This window comes from Sphingomonas horti (assembly GCF_009753715.1).
GTDB classification, from domain to species: Bacteria; Pseudomonadota; Alphaproteobacteria; order Sphingomonadales; family Sphingomonadaceae; genus Sphingomonas_B; species Sphingomonas_B horti.
On record NZ_WQMS01000016.1, the window covers coordinates 501,149 to 519,869 of the forward strand.

The following is an 18,721-nucleotide window of genomic DNA, read 5'->3' on the forward strand; positions in this document are numbered from 1 at the left end:
TGACTCTACACCACCGGGCGCGCCGATCCACACCGTTCGTACCGGGCAAAGCCGGGGCAGGCGCCCGGCTTTGCCGCTACGGTGGATGATCAGAACTTGCCGGTGATCGTGCGCTGCCACCAGCCCTTGCGCGCGGGCTGGTCGTTGGCGGGCTCTGCCGGTTCGCGAGCTGCCGGAGCCGTCTCGGCGGCGGGGGCCGCTTCGATCGCGACCGGCTGCGGAGCCGGGGCTTCCGCCACGGGAGCGGTTTCCGCCTTCTTGCGACGCGTGCGCTTCGGCTTGGCTTCGGCCTCCGCCTCCGCCTCCGCCTCGGACGCGGGCTGCTCGACGGGCTCGGCCTCGGCGGCTGCGGCCTTGGTGCGGCGCGTCCGCTTCGGCTTGGCTTCCGGCTCGGGTGCCGGGGCTTCGGCCCGCGCATCGTCAGCGGGCGCTTCGGCAGCAGCGGCGGCCTCGGCCGGCACCTCGGCCTTGCGGCGCGTGCGACGGCGCTTCGGCGCTTCCTCAGCAGCGGCCTCGGGAACGGCCTCTGCTACCGGCTCGGGTTCGGCGGCCGGCTCGGCTTCGCCCATCGTGTCGTCCGCAACCGGCTCGGCCTCGCTCAGCCCGGCCTCGGCCGCGACCCGCTCCTCGCCGCCATGCCGGCGACGCCCGCCGCGACGACCGCGACGGCCGCGGCGGCGGCGGGATTCGCTGTCCTCGCGCTGCTCGGCGGCCTCTGCGGTGCCGGGCTCCTCGACGCTGTCCTCGGCATCGATTGCTTCCGCCTCGGGCTCGCTCGCTTCGGCCTCGCTCGCCTGCGGCTCGGCGCCCTCGTCGCGATCGCGGTCGCGCTTGCCACGGCGACGACGACGACGGCGGCGGCCGCCGCCTTCGCCCTCGGCCCGGTCTTCGCGCTCGGCACGCTCAGGGCGCTCGGCACGCTCCTCGACCTCTTCGTCCTCGTCCTCGACGATCGGCTCGTCCTCGTCGAACTCGATCTGCGGCGGCTCGAAGCGCGGAGCGTGGGCAGGCGGCGGGCCGCTTGCCTCGACTGCCATGCGCGCGCCCTCGATCTCGCCCGAATGCGCGACCTCGATGCGGACGCCGTAACGATCCTCGATCTCGGCCAGCTCGGCGCGCTTGTGGTTGAGCACGTAGAAGGCCGCTTCCTGGCTGGCGCGAAGCAGCAGCTGTGAGCCGCGGCCGCGCGCCGCCTCGTCCTCCAGCAGGCGCAGCGCCGACAGCCCGGCCGACGAGGCGGTGCGGACGAAGCCCGAGCCCTCGCAGTGCGGGCAGGGGCGGGTGGAGGCTTCGAGCACGCCGGTGCGCAGGCGCTGGCGGCTCATTTCCATCAGCCCGAAGCTGGAGATGCGGCCGACCTGGATGCGCGCGCGGTCATTCGCCAGCGCCGCCTTCATTGCCTTCTCGACTTTGCGAACGTTGGAGCCGTTCTCCATGTCGATGAAGTCGATCACGACCAGGCCCGCCATGTCGCGGAGCCTGAGCTGGCGCGCGATTTCCTGCGCGGCCTCGAGGTTGGTGGCGACCGCGGTCTGCTCGATGCCGTGCTCGCGCGTCGAGCGGCCGGAGTTGATGTCGATCGAGACCAGGGCCTCGGTCGGGTTGATGACCAGATAGCCGCCCGACTTCAGCTGCACGACCGGCTGGTACATTTGCGACAGCTGGTCCTCGACGCCGAAGCGCTGGAACAGCGGCACCGGGTCGGCATAGCCCTGAATGCGGCGCACATGGCTCGGCATCAACAGCTTCATGAACGAGCGGGAGGCGCGATAGCCTTCCTCGCCCTCGACGATCACTTCGTCGATGTCGCGATTGTAGATGTCGCGGATCGCGCGCTTGATCAGGTCGCTGTCGCCATAGATCAGGGCGGGCGCCGAGGCGCTGAGCGTGTTCTCCCGGATCGTGTCCCACAGCCGCGCGAGATAGTCGAAGTCGCGCTTGATCTCGGTCTTGGTGCGCGACAGGCCCGCGGTGCGGACGATGCAGCCCATCGTCTTCGGCAGCTTCAGCTCCGCCATGATCGACTTCAGCCGCTTGCGGTCCGCGGCGTTGGAGATCTTGCGGCTGATACCGCCGCCCTGCGCCGTGTTCGGCATCAGCACGCAATAGCGGCCGGCGAGCGACAGATAGGTGGTCAGCGCCGCGCCCTTGTTGCCGCGCTCTTCCTTGACGACCTGGACCAGCAGCACCTGCCGCCGGCGGATCACATCCTGGATCTTGTAGCGGCGCCTGAGGCGCATGCGGCGCTCGCGCAGGGATTCGACGGCGTCGTCGTGCGACGCGCCGCCGCTGCCGTCGACCGACTCGGCCGGGGGCGCCTCGTCGCTATCCTCGCCCAGGTCCGAATCGCCTTCGCCGCTCGCGGCCTCGGCAGCCTCGTCCTCGGCGTCCTCGCGCGCGCGGAGGCGTTCTTCCTCTTCGGCGTGCTCGGCTTCCTCGCGGAGCAGCGCCTCGCGGTCTTCCTTCGGGATCTGGTAATAGTCGGGATGGATTTCCGAAAAGGCCAGGAAGCCGTGGCGGTTGCCGCCATAATCGACGAACGCCGCCTGCAGCGACGGTTCGACCCTGGTTACTTTCGCGAGATAGATATTTCCCTTGAGCTGCTTCCGCTCGGCGGATTCGAAGTCAAACTCCTCGATGCGGTTTCCCTTGACGACGGCCACCCGGGTCTCTTCCCGGTGGCGCGCGTCGATCAGCATGCGCGTGGTCATTTATTGTTCTCCGGGCGCGGCCGCGGCTCCACGAGCAACGTGCGGCTGCGCAATCTGTGATGGGGGGCAAAGGTGCGGCCTGCGGCCACGCCTCCGCCATTTCAGTTGACGTGATAAAAAGCGCTTCTGTCGCAACGGCATGCCGGGGAGAAAGTCCCGGGCCAAAGGTCCGCGAGGCGCAACCGCCGGCCTCGGCCGTACGATGCGGGACGCGGAAAAAATGCCTCATTGCAACATCAACCTGCGGGATCGGCGGTCAAGCGGCCGATCAAATCGCGCCGGCACCTACATAGGTGCGCGGCGGCGAAGTGCTAGCATCGGCAGGGTTCGGGGGCAAGCTAGAGCGTCTTCTCGTAGATCCGATAGAGTTTGTTCACCTTGCTTTCGATCGTGTCGGCGATCGCGACCATCCCCTGGTTGTCCTCCAGGATCCAGCCGATCTCGCCCCGCTGGGCGCCGTAGCGGGAGACGGCGGCACGCCTGGAATATTCGATCATCATGAAGGCGAGCTGGCTGGCGAGGCGCGAGGCCTGGAGGCGTTTGATTACGCCCATCAGCGGCACGCGCATCGTCCGCGCCTTCGGGTGGCGCAGCCACAGCAGCAGCTTCGCCCAGCCGAACGGCAGCAGCGAGCCATTCAAGGGCTTCAGCGGCTCGTTGAGGTCGGGCAGCGTGATCATGAAGGCGACCGGCTCGCCTTCCACCTCGGCGATGTAGATCAGGTCCTCGAACACGATCGGCTTCAGCTTCTTGCCGACTTCCTTCACCTCCGGGTCGGTCAGCGGCACGAACCCCCAATTGTCGGACCAGGCATCGTTCAGGATCGACAGGATGATCGCCGCCTCGCGGTCGAACCTGGACTTGTCGACCTTGCGGATGCGGATGCGCGGGTTCTTCTCGCCCATCTCGACAATGCGGTTGACGAGCGGCGGGAAGCCGTGGGTCACGTCGAGATCGTAGGTGACGACGTCCTTGGCCTTCTCATAGCCGATCGCCTCGATCCACGACTGGTAGCGGGGGTCCTGGTGGCCCATCATCACTGTTGGCGGATGGTCGTGGCCCTGGATCAAAAGGCCGGGTTCTTCCCAGATCGAGGCGCTGACGGGCCCCAGCGCGCGGGTCATGCCCCGGTCGCGCAGCCAGTGTTCCGCCGCGGCGATCAGGGCGCGGCCGACCGCTTCGTCATCGGCGTCGAAATAGCCCCAGAAGCCGGTTCCCGGGCCGAAGCCCTGCTCCGGCGGCTGTTCGAGCGCGAGCCGGTCGATATGGGCCGAAATGCGGCCGACCACCTTGCCGCCGCGCTTGGCCAGGAACAGCTGCTGGTCGGCGTGGGTCAGCCAGGCGTTCTTGCCCGGCGTGATCATGCCCACCGCCTCGCCCTTCAGCGGCGGCACCCACTGCGGGTCGTCCGCATAGTGGCTGAAGGCATAATCGACGAAGGCGCGGCGCCCGGCCTGGTCGGTGACGGGCACGATCTGGAAATCCGGCATGGCCGCGATCCTTACGCGTTGACCCAGATCAAAGTCGAGCCATCTGCGAAACGGCAGAAGCCTTTGATTGCCATGCTGGTGCCACTATGTTCGGCAAAAGGCCTCCACCGATGGATACGACTCTGACGTTCGATGCGCCTGCTCCCGCGGCAGAAGCGCCAAAGGGCAAGCGGCGGATTGCCGACGATACGGCGCTGCTGAGGGCGGCGGCCGAGCTGACGCGCGAGCTGAGCGCGGCAAATCCGCGCATCTATTGGGCCGACTTCCTGGCGTCGGTGGTGATCGGCTATGCCGCGCTCGCTGCGACGATCATGGCGGGATCGGTCGGCTGGGCGCTGGCGTTCGGGCTGGTCGCGGTGCTGGCGTTGTACCGCGCCGAGAGCTTCATCCACGAGCTGACGCACCTGAAGCATTCGACGGTGTCGGGGTTCCGCGCCGCGTGGAACGCGCTGCTGGGCGTGCCCATGCTGGTGCCGTCGTTCATGTACGAAGGCGTGCACAACCTGCACCACGCGAAGACGCGCTACGGCACGGCCGAGGACCCCGAATATCTGCCGCTCGCGCTGATGAAGCCGTGGACCTTGCCCGCGTTCATCCTGGTTGCGGCGCTGGCGCCGGTCGCGCTGATCATCCGGTTCGCGGTGCTCGCGCCCTTGTCGCTGCTGTCGCCGAAGCTGCGCGAGACGGTCGTCGCGCGCTATTCGGGGCTGCAGATCAACCCCGCGTTCCGCCGCCGCGCGCCCGAGGGCGAGGCGGCGCGGCTGTGGACGCGGCTGGAAGTCGCCGCCAGCCTGTGGGCCGTAACACTGGTCGTGCTGGTCGCGACCGGCGCGATCCCGCTGCGTGCCTTCCTGATCGTGCTGGCGGTCGCGTCGGTGGTCGCGGTGCTGAACCAGGTGCGGACGCTGGTCGCGCACCTGTGGGAGAATGAGGGCGAGCCGATGACGGTCACCGCCCAGTATCTGGACAGCGTCAACGTGCCGCCGCCCGGCCTGCTGCCCGCTTTGTGGGCGCCGGTTGGCCTGCGCTACCACGCGCTGCACCATCTGCTGCCGAGCGTGCCTTACCACAATCTCGGCACCGCGCATCGCCGGCTGGCGGCGGTGCTCGATCCCGGCTCGCCCTACTTCAAGGCCAACTACAAAGGCCTGACGGGGCTGATGTGGAAGATCGGGCTGAGCTCGATCACGCGGGGACGCTGATCAGCCGCAGCCGGCGCGCGGTCTTGCCGAGCGCCTGACGGTCGCCGGCCGGCAGGCCGAGGCGCAGCGTCAGCCACAGCGCCGGGAAGAAGAGCAGCAGCAGCCCGACCGCGCGCACCGGCGCCGGGGTGAGCACGAGGCCGATTGCCCACAAGGCGGCCGATGCGGCCAGCGCCGTCACCAAGGTGACGATCGCCGGCCGGTCGAACGCGACCAGGCCGTCGGCGATCCTGAGCTCCAGCGTCGCCGCCCACGCAATGAGTACGGTGCCGGCGCTCACTGCCCAGGCCATGCCGGTCGCGCCATGCGTCGGCACGAGCCAGGCGCCGAGCAGCGCCCATGCGCCCAACCCGATCGCGCTGTTGACGAGGGGCAGGATGCGGTGGCCTGTCATCTCGACCACGGGCGTCGCGGGCCCGACCACGGCTTCGGCCGCGCGTCCCAGCACCAGGATCACGAGCAGGGGCAGGGCGGCCGCCGCTTCGGGGGCGAAGGCGCTCAATATGTCCGACGCGGTCAGCATCAGCAGCGCCGACAGCGGCACGACGAATGCGATCGAGAGCCGCATCGCAAAGCCGTAGATCGCCGCGACGCCGGCGCGGTCGTGGGCGGCCTGCGCGGCGGAAAGCGGCGCCAGCACATACTGAAAGGCCTGGCGGACGATCAGCGGCACGGTCGAGACCTTGCGCGCGATGCCGAACAACCCCGCCGCGGTGGCGCCGCGCGCGCCCGGGAAGGACAGGTTCAGCAGCACCGCCGGCAGATCGTTGAACAGGCGGCGGCTGATCGCGGAGGGGAGGAGCGCGAAGCCGGTCTTCAGCAGCTCGCGTCTGAGCCTGGGCGAAGCGGGAGCGGCGAGCAGCAGCCGGGGATCGTAGTAGCGGCCGAGCAGCCGCGCGGCGAGGATCGCGGTCAGGAACAGCGACGCCAGGTGCGCGAGCAGCAGCCCCAGGCTTTGCACGCCCGCGGCGAAGAAGCCGACCGCGAAGATCAGCCGCGCCACCTGTTCCCAGAAGATGCGCAGGCGGATCTCCGGGCCGAAGGCGCGGCGGGCGCGGGCGGCGGAGGTCGCCACCTCGACGAAGGTCCACAAGGGAAGCGCCCAGGCGAAGATCGCGATCGCGGTCGGCAGCTGCGCGCGGTCGCGCGGCGCCGCCGAGAACAGGGCCGCGATCGGCTCCGCGAAGATCGTGGCGGCAAGCGCGAGCAGCGCGGCCGGCAGCACCGAGACGAGCAGCGCGAAGCGGACGGCGGCGTGCGCGTCCTCCTCACGCTCGGTCGGGACGATCCGCTGCAGCGCCTGCGTCATCGACAGATCGATGATGTTCTCGACGATGTTCACCACCGCCCAAAGCACCGTGTAGATGCCGTAGGTGGCGATCCCGAACAGCCAGGTATAGGCGGGCTGGGCGACGACCTCGATCAGCGCGCCCAATCGGGCAAGCGCCGCCAGGCCGGCGCCCCGGGCGACGTCGCGTTGGCTGACCGCCCCGCTCACTCCTCGGTCCGCACCAGCACAGTCTCGCCGATCAGCAGGAACAGCAGGAACGGCGCCCAGGCAGCGAGCAGCGGCGGGTAGGCGCCGAGATTTCCCATCGCGAGCGCGAAATTGTCGGCGACGAAATAGGTGAAGCCCAGCGCCATCCCGATCACCGCGCGGACGAACAATTTGCCGGAGCGGGCGAGCCCGAAGCCCGCGACCGCGCCCAGCAGCGGCATCAGCAGCGCGGAGAGCGGGCCTGACAGCTTGTGCCACAGGCTCGCTTCCAGCGATTTGGTCGGGCGACCCGCCGCCTTCAGGTCGCCGATCGCCTGGCGCAGCTGAAAGAAGGACAGGCCATCGGGATCGACATTCGCGAGCGTAAAACGGTCGGGGCTGACGCCGCGCGCGGTCGTAATCGTGCCGAGCTGCGCTTCGGTGCCGGTCGCCACGTCGAAGCGCGTCGTGCCGGTCAGCCGCCACGCGCCGTCGATATAGCGGCCCTCCTTGGCCTCGATGATTTGCGACAGCGTGTTCCCGGTGCGGTCGTAGATCGAGACGCCTTCCAGGCGGGTATCGGGGCCGCGCCCGATCGCGCGGGCAGCGCGGATCAGGTCCTCTCCGTTGCGGACCCACAGGTTCGACTGGACCGCGCTGTCCTTCGGGATCGGCCCATAATCGGCCTTCTGCCAGGCAGTGAGCGTTGCCGTCGAGCGGGCGACCACCCGCTCGTTGAACGTGAAGGACAGGGCGGCGACGAACAGGCCGGCGATGATCAGCGGCGCCAGGATCTGGTGTGCCGACAGGCCCGAGGCCTTCATCGAGATCACCTCGCTGTTCTGGTTCAGCGTCGCCAGCGTGATCAGCGTGCCGAGCAGGACCGAGAATTTGAGGAAGGTCGAGATGATCTGCGGCACCCGCAGCCCGACATAGGTCCAGAGCTGCGCCTCGCCATTGCCCGGATAGGCGAAGATCTTGTCGGATTCGCCCAGCAGGTCGAGCGTGGTCAGGATCAGCACCAGCCCGGCTAGCACCGCGAACGAGCGGACCAGAAACATCCGCGCGGTGTAGAGCGTGACCGTGCGGGACGGGAAGAATTGCAGCTGCATCGGTTACGCCGTCGCCTCGGGGCGCCGGCGCCGGATGCGCAGCCAGCGGCGGACGGCGCCGCCGGCCTTGGCGAAGGCACGCTCCAGCCCGCCGATCGGCTGGCCGCCGGGCACGAAGGCGAGCTGGTAGAACAGATACCAGATCAGCGCCGCGAAAAGGATGAAGGGAACCCATAGGGCGATCAGCGGGTCGATGCGGCCGAGCGCGCCCATGCCTTGCGCATATTCGTTCACCTTGTGATAGGTGACCACCATCACGATCGACAGGAATACGCCGAGCGCCGAGGTCGAACGCTTCGGCGGCACCGCGAGGGCAACGGCGAGCAGCGGCAGCAGGAACATCATCGCAACCTCGACGACGCGGAAGTGGAAGTTCGCGCGGCTCTCGTTGCGCTGCGGCAGCGGCAGCTTCTCGTCATGGCCGATCCGCACCAGCTCCGGGATCGTCAACTCGCGCTCCTTGCCGCCGCGACCGCGAAAGCGCTCGATCTTGGGCAGGTCGATCGGCAGGTCGTGCGAGGTGAAGCTCAGCACCCGCGGCACCCTGAAGCCCGGCTCGTTATGGACCAGCGTGCCGTTCTTCAGGCGAAAGATGATGACGTTGGGATCGTCGGTGCGCAGGAAGCTGCCCTTTTCGGCCGTCACCGCGAGGTTGCGGCCCTGGCGGTTCTCCGCCCGGACGAAGATGCCCGACAGGTCGGCGCCCGAATTGTGGCTCTCCTCGATCCGCACCGTCATCTGCGGGCCGAGGCTGGTGAACTCGCCGACCTTGATCGACGCGCCGAGCGCGCCCGAGCGCAGCTCGAACTGCAGCCCTTCATACGCGTAGCGCGCCTTCGGCTGGATGAAGCCGACGATGGCGAGGTTCAGCAGCGCCAGCGCGATCGTGTACATGAAGGGCACGCGCAGCAGCCGGCCATAGCCGAGGCCGACGGCGCGGAGCACGTCGAGCTCCGACGAGGTGGCGAGGCGGCGGAACGCGAGCAGGATGCCGAGCATCAATCCGATCGGGATGCCCAAGGACAGATATTCGGGCAGCAGGTTCGCCAGCATCCGCCACACGACGCTGACCGGACCGCCCTCTTCGGCCACGAAATCGAACAGGCGCAGCATCTTGTCGAGCACAAGCAGCATCGCCGCGATCACGAGCGAGGCGAGCAGGGGAACGGCGATGAGCCGGGCGAGATATCGGTCTAAGGCGGACAACATCTTCGAATTCTAGACGCCCTGCGACCATGTTTTGGCCGCAAAGCTTCACCAATTCCACAGCAAAGGTGCGGTGCGGCGCGTCCGCTATAGCCGCGGTTGCAGAGATGGTCATGAAGAAAGTTGCGGTTGCTTGTCTCGCGGTAGCGGCGGCGGCGTGGAACGCCCCGGCGGCGGCGATGTATGGCGACACCGCCGCGTGCACGCGCGGCGACACTGCGGTGCTGGTCCGCGTCGGCGGGTTCAAGGAGCGCCAGGGCACGCTGCGCGTCCAGATCTACGGCTCCAATCCCGCCGATTTCCTTGCCAAGGGCAAGAAGCTGCGGCGGATCGACGTGCCGGTCTCCCCATCGGGCCGCATGGACGTGTGCGTCGCGCTGCCGGCACCCGGCGCCTATGCGGTTGCGGTGCGGCACGACCTGGACGGAAACGGCAAATCCGGCTGGTCGGACGGCGGCGGCTTTTCGCGCAACCCGAACATCTCGCTGCTCCACCTGAAACCGAGCTTCAACGACGTGGTGATCCAGGTCGGCAGGAGCGTGCGGCCGGTGGACGTCACTCTTCAATATCGCAAGGGGCTGTCGATCGGCCCGGTGCGCGAGGGCTGAGGCGAAACCCGATGGCCTGCGTCGCGCTCCTCTCCAATCCGCGATCGACGGGCAATCGCGCCCTGCTTCCCCGCGTGCGGGCCTATTGCGCGCGCAATCCCGACGTCTTCCACTATGAGGTGGAGGAATTCGACCAGATCCCGGACGCGATGCGCACCATCGCGCGGGTGCAGCCGAAGGTGATCGTCATCAATGGCGGCGACGGGTCGGTGCAGGCGGCGCTGACGGAGCTGCACGGCGGCAAATATTTCGGCGAGGCGCCGCCGCCGGTCGCGGTGCTGCCGAACGGCAAGACCAACTTGATCGCGCTGGACCTCGGCGCACAGGGCGATCCGCTCGCGGCGCTGGAGCGAATCGTGGAGCTGGCGCAATCCGATCTCGCGCCGCACACCGTCAAGCGCGAGCTGATCGCGCTGTCGGACGGTCGCGATAGCCGGCCGGTGCTGGGCATGTTCCTGGGCGGCGCGGGGCTCGCGGACTCGATCATCTTCTGCCGGACCAAAATCTATCCGCTGGGACTGCCCAACGGCATTAGCCACGTGCTGACCGCGCTGGCGGTGATCGTGTCGGTGATGCTGGGCGTGCGCGCGGCGTTCCTGCCGCCGCGGCCGGCGCCGGTCAGCGTTTCGCTGAAGCGCGGCGGCCAGTTCTCCGGGCGGTTCACGCTGCTGATCGTGACCACGCTGGAGCGGCTGCTGCTCGGCAGCAGGGCGCAGGGCGATGCCGGGCGGCTGAAGCTGATGGCGGTGGAGCAGGGGCCGGGCACGCTGTTCCGCGCGCTGGTCGCGAGCATCCGCGGCCGGCTGGGTCGCAACCGGCTGCAGGGCGTGCATATCGAGCAGGGCGACGAGATCGAGATCGCCGGCGAGCGATCGAACGTGGTGCTCGACGGCGAAGTATTCGTGACGACCGCCGGCAACCCGATCGTGCTGCGCACCACGCCGCCGGTTCCGTTCCTGAAGCTCGCCGCGTAATCCCCTGCCCTGATGGGCGAGCTGGAGAAACTCATCGCGGACGAGCTGGCGCAGCCGGTCGATCCGCGCGTTTCCGACGCGGCGTCGGCGATCGCGGCGCTGTACCCCGGCGCGCGCGCCGTGCTTTTTTACGGGTCGTGTCTCAGGACCGGCGAGATCGACGGGCACATGCTCGATTTCTATCTGATCGTGCGCGATTATCGCGAGGCCTATGGCAGTCGCTGGCTGGCCTGGGCCAACCGGCTGATCCCGCCCAACGTGTTCCCGTTCGAGCGCAACGGCGTCGCCGCCAAGTACGCGGTGCTTAGCGACGCCGATTTCGCGCGGCTGACCGGGCCGGGCGCGAGCACCGTGTCGGTATGGGCCCGCTTCGCGCAGCCTGTGCGGCTGGTCTGGTCGGCGGACCAGGACGCGCGGCGGGCGGCCATGGATCGGGTCGCCCAGGCGCCCGTGACGCTGCTGTCGCTTGCGCCGGCCGGGGCGGACCTGCTGGATCGCTGGCGGCGCGGCTTCACGCTGACCTACAGCGCCGAGCTTCGCGCCGAGCGCGGCGACCGGCCGGGATCGATCGTCGATTGGGATCCGGCCCGATATGTGCGGATCGGCGAGGCCGTCGCGCCGCCGGCCCTGTATTCCGACGCGCGCTGGCGGCGGCTTCGCCGGACTGGCAAGCTGATGACGCTGGTGCGGTTGGCCAAGGCGAGCCTGACCTTCGCCGGCGGCGTCGATTACCTGGCCTGGAAGATCAACCGGCACGCCGGCGCGGGCATCGTCGTCAAGCCCTGGCAGCGGCGTCACCCGCTGCTCGGCGCGCTCATTCTGCTGCCGCGGCTGCTTCGAAAGGGGGCGGTCCGCTAGTCCTGGCGAGCGCCGCCTGGACCGCGTTGGATAGGGCGCCGATCGTGAACGGCTTGCGCAGCACGTCATGGCCGGCAAAGGCGGTCGCCTCGTCGATCTCGCCGGCATAGCCGGTCACGAAAAGCACGCCGATGTGCGGATGGCGCGGCTGCAGCGAGGCGATCAGCTCGGGCCCGGTCGTGCCCGGCATCACCACGTCGGACAGGATCAGCCGTATCTCGGGATGCGCGGCGATCAGGGCCTCGGCCTGGTCGGGCCCGGGGCAGGGGATCGGACGATGGCCCAGTTCGGCCAGCGCCTCCACCGTCGCGTTCAGCACGCGCGCATCGTCCTCGACGACCAGGATCGTCGCCTGCTCCTCCGTCGCCCGGGCAGCGACGCGCGTCGGCTTCAGCTCGGCCGGGGCGACGCGCTGCCCGCCACGGAAGCGCGGCAGCAGCAGCGTGACCGTCGTGCCGACGCCCGGCTGCGAGGCGATCACGATCTCGCCCTGAGACTGGCGGACGAAGCCGAAAATCTGGCTGAGGCCCAGGCCCGTGCCCTTGCCGACCGGCTTGGTGGTGAAGAACGGCTCGAAGACGCGGTCGAGAACGGACTGGTCCATGCCGCAGCCGGTGTCCGCGACCGAAATCGCGATATAGTCGCCGGCGCGCGTGTCGCCCAGCTCGCCTTCGCCGACGCTGCGCATCGCCGTGCCGAAGGTCAGCGTTCCTTCGCCGTCCATCGCGTCGCGCGCGTTGACGGCAAGATTGAGCAGCGCGTTCTCGAGCTGGTGCTTGTCGACCCAGACCTGCCAGTCGCCGCTCGCGAAGCGGGTGCGGACCTTGATGCGCTCGCCAAGCGTGCGGTCGAGCAGATCGGTCATGCCGCCGATCAGCGTGTCCGGCGAGACCGCCTCTGGCAGCAGCGGCTCCGCGCGCGCGAAAGCGAGCAGGCGCCGGGTGAGCGCCGCGGCGCGGCTGGCGCCCTCCATCGCGTTCTCGATATGACGGCCGGCATCATTGTCGCCCTCCAGCCGGCGCTTGGCCAGCTCCAGGCCGCCGATCACGACAGCGAGCATATTGTTGAAATCGTGCGCGATGCCGCCGGTGAGCTGACCCACCGCGTCCATCTTCTGCGCCTGGCGCAGCTGCGCCTCGGCAGATTCTCGCTCGGCCGCCTCCGCGAGCAGGGCCTGGTTGGTACGCCGCAGCTCGGCGGTGCGTTCGGCGACCGCGTCCTCAAGCTCGGCGGCGCGGCGCGCGACCTCGTCGGCATCGCGGCGCGCGGCGCGCCGGTCGGCCGCGGCCTGGACGACGTTGAATCCCAGGATCGCCGCCCCGATCACCAGCAGGACGGCGAACGCCCATAGCAGCGTCGCAGCCCAATTGGACTGGTCGAGGGACGCGTTGGCGTGATTGATGCGCGCGTCGAGCACCCGGTTCTCGATCGCGATGATCTCGTCCAGCGTCCCGTTCAATTCCTTGCGGCTGGCCACCTTGCCGGCGCGGTCGAAGATCGCGAGGCCGTTGATCTTCTGGTCATAGCGGGTGCGCAGTGCCGCGCTCGACAGCAGCCGCCCGCGCTGGTCGTAATAGGCGCGCAGCTTCGCCGCCAGCTGCGCCTGCTGCGGATTGTCGCGCGTGACTTCGCGCAACCGGTTGATCGCGAAGCCGGCGCGGCGCCAATCGTCGACATAGACGCGGCCGAATTCGGGCTGCAGGCTGACGACGTAGCGGCCGAGGCTCAGCTCCGCTTCCGCCATCGTGCTCTGCAGCGTGCGGACGAGAATGATGACTTCGAAGCTGTGGCGCTGCGCGGCCAGCGCCTCGTCGCGCTGTCGGCTGGAGTTCGTCACGAAGACGGTGAGCGCGATCAGGCCGATCGCGGTCATCAGCGCCAGCGCGATTCCCAGCGCGCGCCGCACAGTGGCCGAGCCCTGCTCGGCATCATGAGCTGAAACGTTAACCATCCCCACGCCGCTTGTTACAAAAGACGTGGTTAACGACTTCTGTCCAGCTTGGTCAGGGAATTACGGCCATTGCGCGGCCAGCCCGTGCGAACATGTCGACGACCTGATCGACCTGCTCGCGCGTATGTTCCGCGCACAGCGAGCAGCGGAGCAGGTACATGCCGGCCGGCGTCGCCGGCGGACGCGCCATGTTGACGTAAACGCCGGCCTCCAGCAGCGCCTGCCACATGCCGACCGCCTGGTCCTGCGTCGGCAGGATCACGGCGATGATCGCGGACTGCGGCGTCTCGGTGCCGAGCGTGAAGCCGAGCTGCGTCAGGCCCTGGTGCACGCGCCGCGCGTTCTCCCACAGATGCTGGCGCTTGTTGTGCGCGTGGGCCAGCTTGCGGATCGAGGTGGCCGCGGTGGCGACCACCGAAGGCGGTAGCGAGGCGGTAAAGATATAGGGCCGGCAGGCGAGCCGGATGGCCTCGAATTTGGGATGGTTCGACACGCAGAAGCCGCCGACGGTGCCGACCGACTTGGAGAAGGTGCCGACGACGAAATCGACCTCTCCCTCGAGCCCCTGGTCCTCATAGACGCCGCGGCCGTGCGGCCCGAAGAACCCCATCGAATGGGCTTCGTCGACCAGCACCATCGCGCCGTGCTTCTTGGCGACGGCGACCATCTCTTTCAGCGGTGCGATGTCGCCCACCATCGAATAGACGCCTTCCAGCACGACCAGCTTGCCGGGTTCCGGCGGCAGGCGGCCCAGCCTTTTGTCGAGGTCCTCGACCGAATTGTGGCGGAAGCGGACGATCTCGGCCACGCCCATCGCGCAGCCGTCATAAATGGAGGCATGGCTGTCAGCGTCTAGGATCACATACTCGCCCTTGCCGGCGAGCGTCGCGATCATGCCGAGATTGGCCATGTAGCCGGTCGAGAAGACGATCGCGCCGCTGGTGCCGTAGAATTCCCTGAGCGCCTGCTCCACCTCCATATGGTCGCGGAAGGTGCCGTTCAGCATGCGGCTGCCGTTGGTCCCGGAGCCGAAGGTCTCGAGCGCTTCCTTGCCCGCCGCGATCACGTCCGGATCGAAGGTCATGCCCATGTAATTGTAGGTGCCGAGCAGGATCGTTTTCTTGCCCTTGATCACCGCTTCGGTGGGCGAGAGCACCTGATCCATCACGATCGCGAACGGATCGCGCACGCCGCTGTCGAGCAGCGCCTGGCGCTCCGCGATCAGGCCATCGAATTTGGACATCAGGTCGCGTTCCGGCGCGACCGTCTCGATCGTCGGCGCGTCGGCGGTCTGGAGGCTGTCGGTCATCGGCTCACCCCTGGAGCTTGCCGACCGCGTCGACGAGCTGGCCAACGGTCTCGATCTCAGCCTGCATGTTCATCGTGATGATGATGTCGAACTCGTCCTCGACCGCGGCGACGAAATCCATGACGGTCAGGCTGTCCCATTCGAGATCGCCGGCGAAGGTGGTCGCGTCGGTCAGCGCCACGCCCTTCTTGTTGAACGGCTCGATCAGGCGGTGGACGGTGGTTTCGATTTCTTGACGTGTCGGCATGAGCGGCCCCTAATGCGCTTCGGCGGGCCTTGCCAAGCGATTGCGGCTGAAGGGTGGCAGCGCCGCGACTGAACAGGGGGACGAGTTGCCGTACGAAGCCAAGCCCAAGCGCTACGCACCCGACGCGATCCACCTGATCCGCACGACCCAGCAGATCCAGGTCCAGCTCTCGGCGATGGCGGATGCGAAGGCCAGCATCCTGATGGGCGCGACCTTCGTCGTGTTCACGATAACGCTGAACCAGACATCGAAAGGCTATGTGGCGCCTGAGATGCTGGTGCTCGCCGCCTTCGCGCTCGCCTCCGCCGCGCTCGCGGTGATGGCGGTGCTGCCCGCGGTCAAGCCGAAGCCGGGCGCGCCGCTCAACCTGCTGTTCTTCGGCTCGTTCACCGAGCTGGAGCAGGAGGAATATATCGATCGGCTGATCGAGCACATGCAGGAGGAAGAGGATGTGTACCGCACGATGGCGCGGGACATCTATCAAAACGGCGCGGTGCTGAGGCGCAAGAAATACCGGTTCCTGGCGCTGTCCTACCGCACGTTCCTGGTCGGCATGCTGCTGACGGTGATCACCTTCGCGGTGGACCGGCTCGGCTGGGTCAATCTCTAAAGCCAGCCGGCGGCGCGGTAGGCGACGGCGGTCGCCTTCAGCCCGGCGTTGGTCTCGATATGCGGGCGCCAGAGCTCGGCCGGCGGGCGGCGGTGCGCGACCCAATCGGCATGGCTGAAATAGCTGGCGCGATCGAGCGTCAGCTTGGCCCGCTTGCCCCGCACCAGACGGTCGATACGCGCGCCGCCGCGCATCAGGGCGCGCGGTACGGAGATCGTCGTCAGCCGCTTGCGGCCGACGGCGGCGCCGATCGCCTCGGCGAACTGGCGGTGCGTCCAGCCCTGCTCATAGCCGTCGTCCGGCTCGTAGGTGTCGCCGACCGTCTCGTCATGGCCGATCAGCGTCAGCAGGAAGCGGCTGAGGTCGCTGACCTCGATCACCGAAATCTTGCCCGGCGGTGGCAGGAAGACCAGGCCGCGCTTGGCCATCTTGAACAGCTCGAGCGTCTCGCGGTCGCCGGGCCCATAGACGGCGGGCGGACGCACGATGGTCCATTCAAGGCCGCTCGCGCCCACCACCTGCTCCGATCGCGCCTTCGACCATCCATAGTCGGACAGCTCCGGCTCGCGCGCCGCCATCGAGCTGACATGGATGAAGCGCCGCACGCCGGCGGCCTTGGCGGCCTCCACCATGTTCAGCGTGCCGAACACATTATGGTCCTGGAAGCCGGCGCGGTCGCGCGCGTTGATCGCGCCGGCGACATGGATGACCGCATCGGCGCCGACGGCGAGGCGCACCAGCGATTCGGGCTGCTCCAGCGAGCCTTCGATCCACTCGATCTTGGAGCTGGACGGTTGCGGGCGGCGGGTGAGCGCGCGCACCGGATGGCCGCGCATCGCCGCGTGGCGGACGAGGGTGGCACCGACGAAACCGGTGCCGCCTGTAATGGCAAGGGTGGGAAGCGGCATTGCTGTTCAGATCAACACGAGATGGTTACGATGCACGAGCGCGGAGCGTGGCGCATAGCCGAGGATTTCGGCCTGCGCATCGCTCTTGATGCCGACGATGCGGGCGGCGTCGGCACAATCATATTCGGACAGGCCGCGCGCGACCGGTTGTTCGCCGCTGACGATCGTGACCATGTCGCCGCGCCCGAAGCTGCCCTCGACACGCAGCGCGCCGGCCGCGAGCAGGCTGGCGCCGCCGGCGAGTGCCTGCGCCGCACCGGCGTCGACATGGATCGCGCCGCGTGCCGTCAGCAGACCGGTGAGCCACGCCTTGCGCGCCCGCGCCTGACGCTCCGGCACGAACAGCGTGTGCGGCGCATCGACGGACAGGGGCCGTGCTACGCGCCCTGACGCGATCGCAAGCGCGACGCCGGCGCTCGCCGCGATCCGGGCCGCTTCGATCTTCGAGACCATGCCGCCCGAGCCCATGCCCGACGAGGAGCCGCGACCGGCCATCGCCGCGATCGTGCCGTCGATCCGCTCGACTACGGGAACGTGGCGCGCGCCGGGCAGCGAAGGATCGCGGTCGTAGAGCCCGTCCACGTCGCTCAGCAGCAGCACGCCGTGCGCTCGCGCCGCCTGCGCCACGCGGGCGGCGAGCCGGTCGTTGTCGCCGAACCGGATTTCGGCCGTTGCGACCGAATCATTCTCGTTGATCACCGGCACGACGTCGAGGCTCAGCAGGCGGTGGAGCGTGGCGGCGGCGTTCAGATAGCGGCGCCGGTCCTCAAGGTCGTCGAGCGTGACGAGCATCTGCGCGGCACCCAGCCCTTCCGCGGCCAGTGCTTCCGCCCAGGCCTGGCTGAGCGCAATCTGGCCGGTCGCCGCCGCAGCCTGCGCGTCCTCCAGCGAGGCGCGCCCGCCCTTCGCCAGCCCGAGCCGCCGCGCGCCGAGCGCGATCGCGCCCGACGAGACGATAGCGACCTGCTGGCCGTCCCTGGTCCGTTCGCCGATCTCGGCCGCGATGCCGCGCAGCCAGTCGCTGCGCACCTGCCCGTCGTCCGAGACGAGCAGCGCCGACCCGATCTTGACGACCAGGCGCGGGCAATCTGCGGGGGAAAAGAGCGGCATCGCCTGCCGTTAGCGCGAGGCCATGCGCCGCGCCAACGGCGAACGCGGCGTCAGGCGAATTGCGGCCGGGCGCGGCGGCGGGCGACGGCGCCGACGAAGCCGAAGCCGGCGATCATCATGGCCCAGGTCGCGGGCTCCGGGATCACCGCGAGATTGGTGATCTTGAAGCCGTCGATCCGGCGGTCCGTATTGGTGAAGTCGGCGCCGATCAGCCAGATGTCGCCCCAGTGCAGGTCCGGGTTGATGTTGCGAGTGTTGCTGGCGCCGTTGTTGCTGGGCGCGAACGAGGTGTAGGTGCCGTCGAACAGCGCGTTCAGCACCGACACGTTCTTGTTGTTCAGGTTCAGGCCGCTGTTCCAGGCGAGATCGCTCCAGCCATATTTGATCGTCGCGTCGCTGTCCTTGCTCTGGCCGCGCACGCTGAACGTGTTGAAGGTCGCGGTCATCAGGGCGACGGGCTTGTCGAACTGAAGGATGATGAAATCCTTCCGCTTGTCGTTGTCGATCGTGTGCTGATTGTCGTCGCCATTCTGGTCGTCGCCGGACGTGACGCCCAGGCCGCCCGAATAGACCATCAGCTTGGAATCGCGAACATATGTGACGCCGTTGACCGTTTCCAGGCTCCAGCCGGTGGCCCTGACCCTGAACAGGCCAAGGTCGGGCGAAGTCGCGCTGAAGATTCGCGCGTTGCCGTCCGAGACGTTGCTGTTGCTGCCGACAGTGAAGTTGAACACAGCCGGCGTCTTTGCAAGCACGGGTGCCGCGTAAGTCGTTGCGAATGCAGCAGCGACGGCGGCCGGAGCGGCCAAGCGGTTGAGCTTCATGATACCCCCTACAGACGAATGCGCCGTTATGTCTTGGAATCCGGGCGCTGGATAAGCCGACTCACTATAGCGCAATTCGCCTGCAGATGCACGGCCCGGCTGCGGCGATTTCCGCACCATTTCG

General features: G+C 68.3%; 16 protein-coding genes. 5 read left to right on the plus strand and 11 right to left on the minus strand.

What is annotated here, in order from left to right:
- Window positions 1-89: 89 nt before the first annotated feature.
- Window positions 90-2,711, minus strand: a complete 2,622-nt coding sequence (locus GON01_RS15315) for an Rne/Rng family ribonuclease (protein WP_157028204.1) — start codon at window positions 2,709-2,711, stop codon at window positions 90-92.
- 338 nt (window positions 2,712-3,049) lie between these two features.
- Window positions 3,050-4,201, minus strand: a complete 1,152-nt coding sequence (locus GON01_RS15320) for a GNAT family protein (RefSeq protein WP_157028205.1) — start codon at window positions 4,199-4,201, stop codon at window positions 3,050-3,052.
- 110 nt (window positions 4,202-4,311) lie between these two features.
- On the opposite strand from GON01_RS15320, the gene GON01_RS15325 reads away from it, so the two are divergent.
- A complete protein-coding gene (locus GON01_RS15325) occupies window positions 4,312-5,403 on the plus strand; it encodes a fatty acid desaturase family protein (protein ID WP_157028206.1) in 1,092 nt (363 codons plus the stop codon).
- Here the strand turns inward: GON01_RS15325 and GON01_RS15330 are convergent.
- The 3 genes from GON01_RS15330 to lptF are packed head-to-tail and all read right to left on the minus strand — an operon-like array spanning window position 5,387 to window position 9,201.
- Entirely contained in the window at window positions 5,387-6,901 is a 1,515-nt protein-coding gene (locus GON01_RS15330; protein WP_181600007.1) for a lipopolysaccharide biosynthesis protein, read from the minus strand. The two genes, GON01_RS15325 and GON01_RS15330, sit on opposite strands and share 17 nt — an antisense overlap.
- Window positions 6,898-7,992 (minus strand): LPS export ABC transporter permease LptG, encoded by a 1,095-nt coding sequence (gene lptG / locus GON01_RS15335; RefSeq protein WP_157028208.1) that lies wholly within the window; start codon window positions 7,990-7,992, stop codon window positions 6,898-6,900. The genes GON01_RS15330 and lptG overlap by 4 nt, the downstream gene beginning before the upstream one ends.
- 3 nt (window positions 7,993-7,995) lie before the next feature.
- Window positions 7,996-9,201 (minus strand): LPS export ABC transporter permease LptF, encoded by a 1,206-nt coding sequence (gene lptF, locus GON01_RS15340; RefSeq protein ID WP_157028209.1) that lies wholly within the window; start codon window positions 9,199-9,201, stop codon window positions 7,996-7,998.
- A 110-nt stretch (window positions 9,202-9,311) separates the two neighbouring features.
- On the opposite strand from lptF, the gene GON01_RS15345 reads away from it, so the two are divergent.
- From GON01_RS15345 to GON01_RS15355, 3 genes are read left to right on the plus strand one after another with little or no spacing between them, the layout of a single operon-like run.
- Window positions 9,312-9,806 (plus strand): DUF2141 domain-containing protein, encoded by a 495-nt coding sequence (locus GON01_RS15345; RefSeq protein WP_157028210.1) that lies wholly within the window; start codon window positions 9,312-9,314, stop codon window positions 9,804-9,806.
- Window positions 9,807-9,817: 11 nt separating this feature from the next.
- Window positions 9,818-10,780 (plus strand): diacylglycerol/lipid kinase family protein, encoded by a 963-nt coding sequence (locus GON01_RS15350; protein WP_157028211.1) that lies wholly within the window; start codon window positions 9,818-9,820, stop codon window positions 10,778-10,780.
- A gap of 9 nt (window positions 10,781-10,789) precedes the next feature.
- Window positions 10,790-11,638, plus strand: coding sequence for a hypothetical protein (locus tag GON01_RS15355; protein WP_408640935.1), 849 nt, complete (start codon window positions 10,790-10,792; stop codon window positions 11,636-11,638).
- Here the strand turns inward: GON01_RS15355 and GON01_RS15360 are convergent.
- From GON01_RS15360 to GON01_RS15370, 3 genes are read right to left on the minus strand one after another with little or no spacing between them, the layout of a single operon-like run.
- Window positions 11,595-13,589, minus strand: coding sequence for an ATP-binding protein (locus GON01_RS15360; protein ID WP_157028213.1), 1,995 nt, complete (start codon window positions 13,587-13,589; stop codon window positions 11,595-11,597). The two genes, GON01_RS15355 and GON01_RS15360, sit on opposite strands and share 44 nt — an antisense overlap.
- A 52-nt stretch (window positions 13,590-13,641) precedes the next feature.
- Window positions 13,642-14,898 (minus strand): serine palmitoyltransferase, encoded by a 1,257-nt coding sequence (spt, locus tag GON01_RS15365; protein WP_157028214.1) that lies wholly within the window; start codon window positions 14,896-14,898, stop codon window positions 13,642-13,644.
- Window positions 14,899-14,902: 4 nt separating this feature from the next.
- Window positions 14,903-15,145 carry an acyl carrier protein gene (locus tag GON01_RS15370; RefSeq protein WP_157028215.1) on the minus strand — a complete coding sequence of 81 codons (243 nt, stop codon included), beginning with the start codon at window positions 15,143-15,145 and terminating at the stop codon, window positions 14,903-14,905.
- Window positions 15,146-15,185: 40 nt separating this feature from the next.
- Here GON01_RS15370 and GON01_RS15375 point away from each other — a divergent pair, with 40 nt between their 5' ends.
- Window positions 15,186-15,755: a Pycsar system effector family protein gene (locus GON01_RS15375; protein WP_232328872.1), complete on the plus strand. Its 570-nt coding sequence runs from the start codon at window positions 15,186-15,188 to the stop codon at window positions 15,753-15,755.
- Here the strand turns inward: GON01_RS15375 and GON01_RS15380 are convergent.
- The 3 genes from GON01_RS15380 to GON01_RS15390 are packed head-to-tail and all read right to left on the minus strand — an operon-like array spanning window position 15,752 to window position 18,597.
- Window positions 15,752-16,663 carry an NAD-dependent epimerase/dehydratase family protein gene (locus tag GON01_RS15380; RefSeq protein ID WP_157028216.1) on the minus strand — a complete coding sequence of 304 codons (912 nt, stop codon included), beginning with the start codon at window positions 16,661-16,663 and terminating at the stop codon, window positions 15,752-15,754. The two genes, GON01_RS15375 and GON01_RS15380, sit on opposite strands and share 4 nt — an antisense overlap.
- A 6-nt stretch (window positions 16,664-16,669) precedes the next feature.
- The gene (proB, locus tag GON01_RS15385) at window positions 16,670-17,773 is read right to left on the minus strand and encodes a glutamate 5-kinase (protein WP_157028217.1); all 1,104 of its coding nucleotides are present in this window, start codon (window positions 17,771-17,773) and stop codon (window positions 16,670-16,672) included.
- Between the two features lie 50 nt (window positions 17,774-17,823).
- Complete coding sequence (locus tag GON01_RS15390) at window positions 17,824-18,597, minus strand: PEPxxWA-CTERM sorting domain-containing protein (protein ID WP_232328873.1); 774 nt, start codon at window positions 18,595-18,597, stop codon at window positions 17,824-17,826.
- Window positions 18,598-18,721 lie beyond the last annotated feature (124 nt).

Coding starts and splice junctions, on each gene's coding strand:
- GON01_RS15345 (WP_157028210.1), top strand. CDS start 9,312: ATGAAGAAAGTTGCGGTTGCTTGTCTCGCGGTAGCGGCGGCGGCGTGG.
- GON01_RS15350 (WP_157028211.1), top strand. CDS start 9,818: ATGGCCTGCGTCGCGCTCCTCTCCAATCCGCGATCGACGGGCAATCGC.
- GON01_RS15315 (WP_157028204.1), bottom strand. CDS start 2,711: ATGACCACGCGCATGCTGATCGACGCGCGCCACCGGGAAGAGACCCGG.
- GON01_RS15360 (WP_157028213.1), bottom strand. CDS start 13,589: ATGGTTAACGTTTCAGCTCATGATGCCGAGCAGGGCTCGGCCACTGTG.
- lptG (WP_157028208.1), bottom strand. CDS start 7,992: ATGCAGCTGCAATTCTTCCCGTCCCGCACGGTCACGCTCTACACCGCG.
- GON01_RS15325 (WP_157028206.1), top strand. CDS start 4,312: ATGGATACGACTCTGACGTTCGATGCGCCTGCTCCCGCGGCAGAAGCG.
- GON01_RS15370 (WP_157028215.1), bottom strand. CDS start 15,145: ATGCCGACACGTCAAGAAATCGAAACCACCGTCCACCGCCTGATCGAG.
- spt (WP_157028214.1), bottom strand. CDS start 14,898: ATGACCGACAGCCTCCAGACCGCCGACGCGCCGACGATCGAGACGGTC.
- GON01_RS15390 (WP_232328873.1), bottom strand. CDS start 18,597: ATGAAGCTCAACCGCTTGGCCGCTCCGGCCGCCGTCGCTGCTGCATTC.
- GON01_RS15320 (WP_157028205.1), bottom strand. CDS start 4,201: ATGCCGGATTTCCAGATCGTGCCCGTCACCGACCAGGCCGGGCGCCGC.
- proB (WP_157028217.1), bottom strand. CDS start 17,773: ATGCCGCTCTTTTCCCCCGCAGATTGCCCGCGCCTGGTCGTCAAGATC.
- GON01_RS15380 (WP_157028216.1), bottom strand. CDS start 16,663: ATGCCGCTTCCCACCCTTGCCATTACAGGCGGCACCGGTTTCGTCGGT.
- lptF (WP_157028209.1), bottom strand. CDS start 9,201: ATGTTGTCCGCCTTAGACCGATATCTCGCCCGGCTCATCGCCGTTCCC.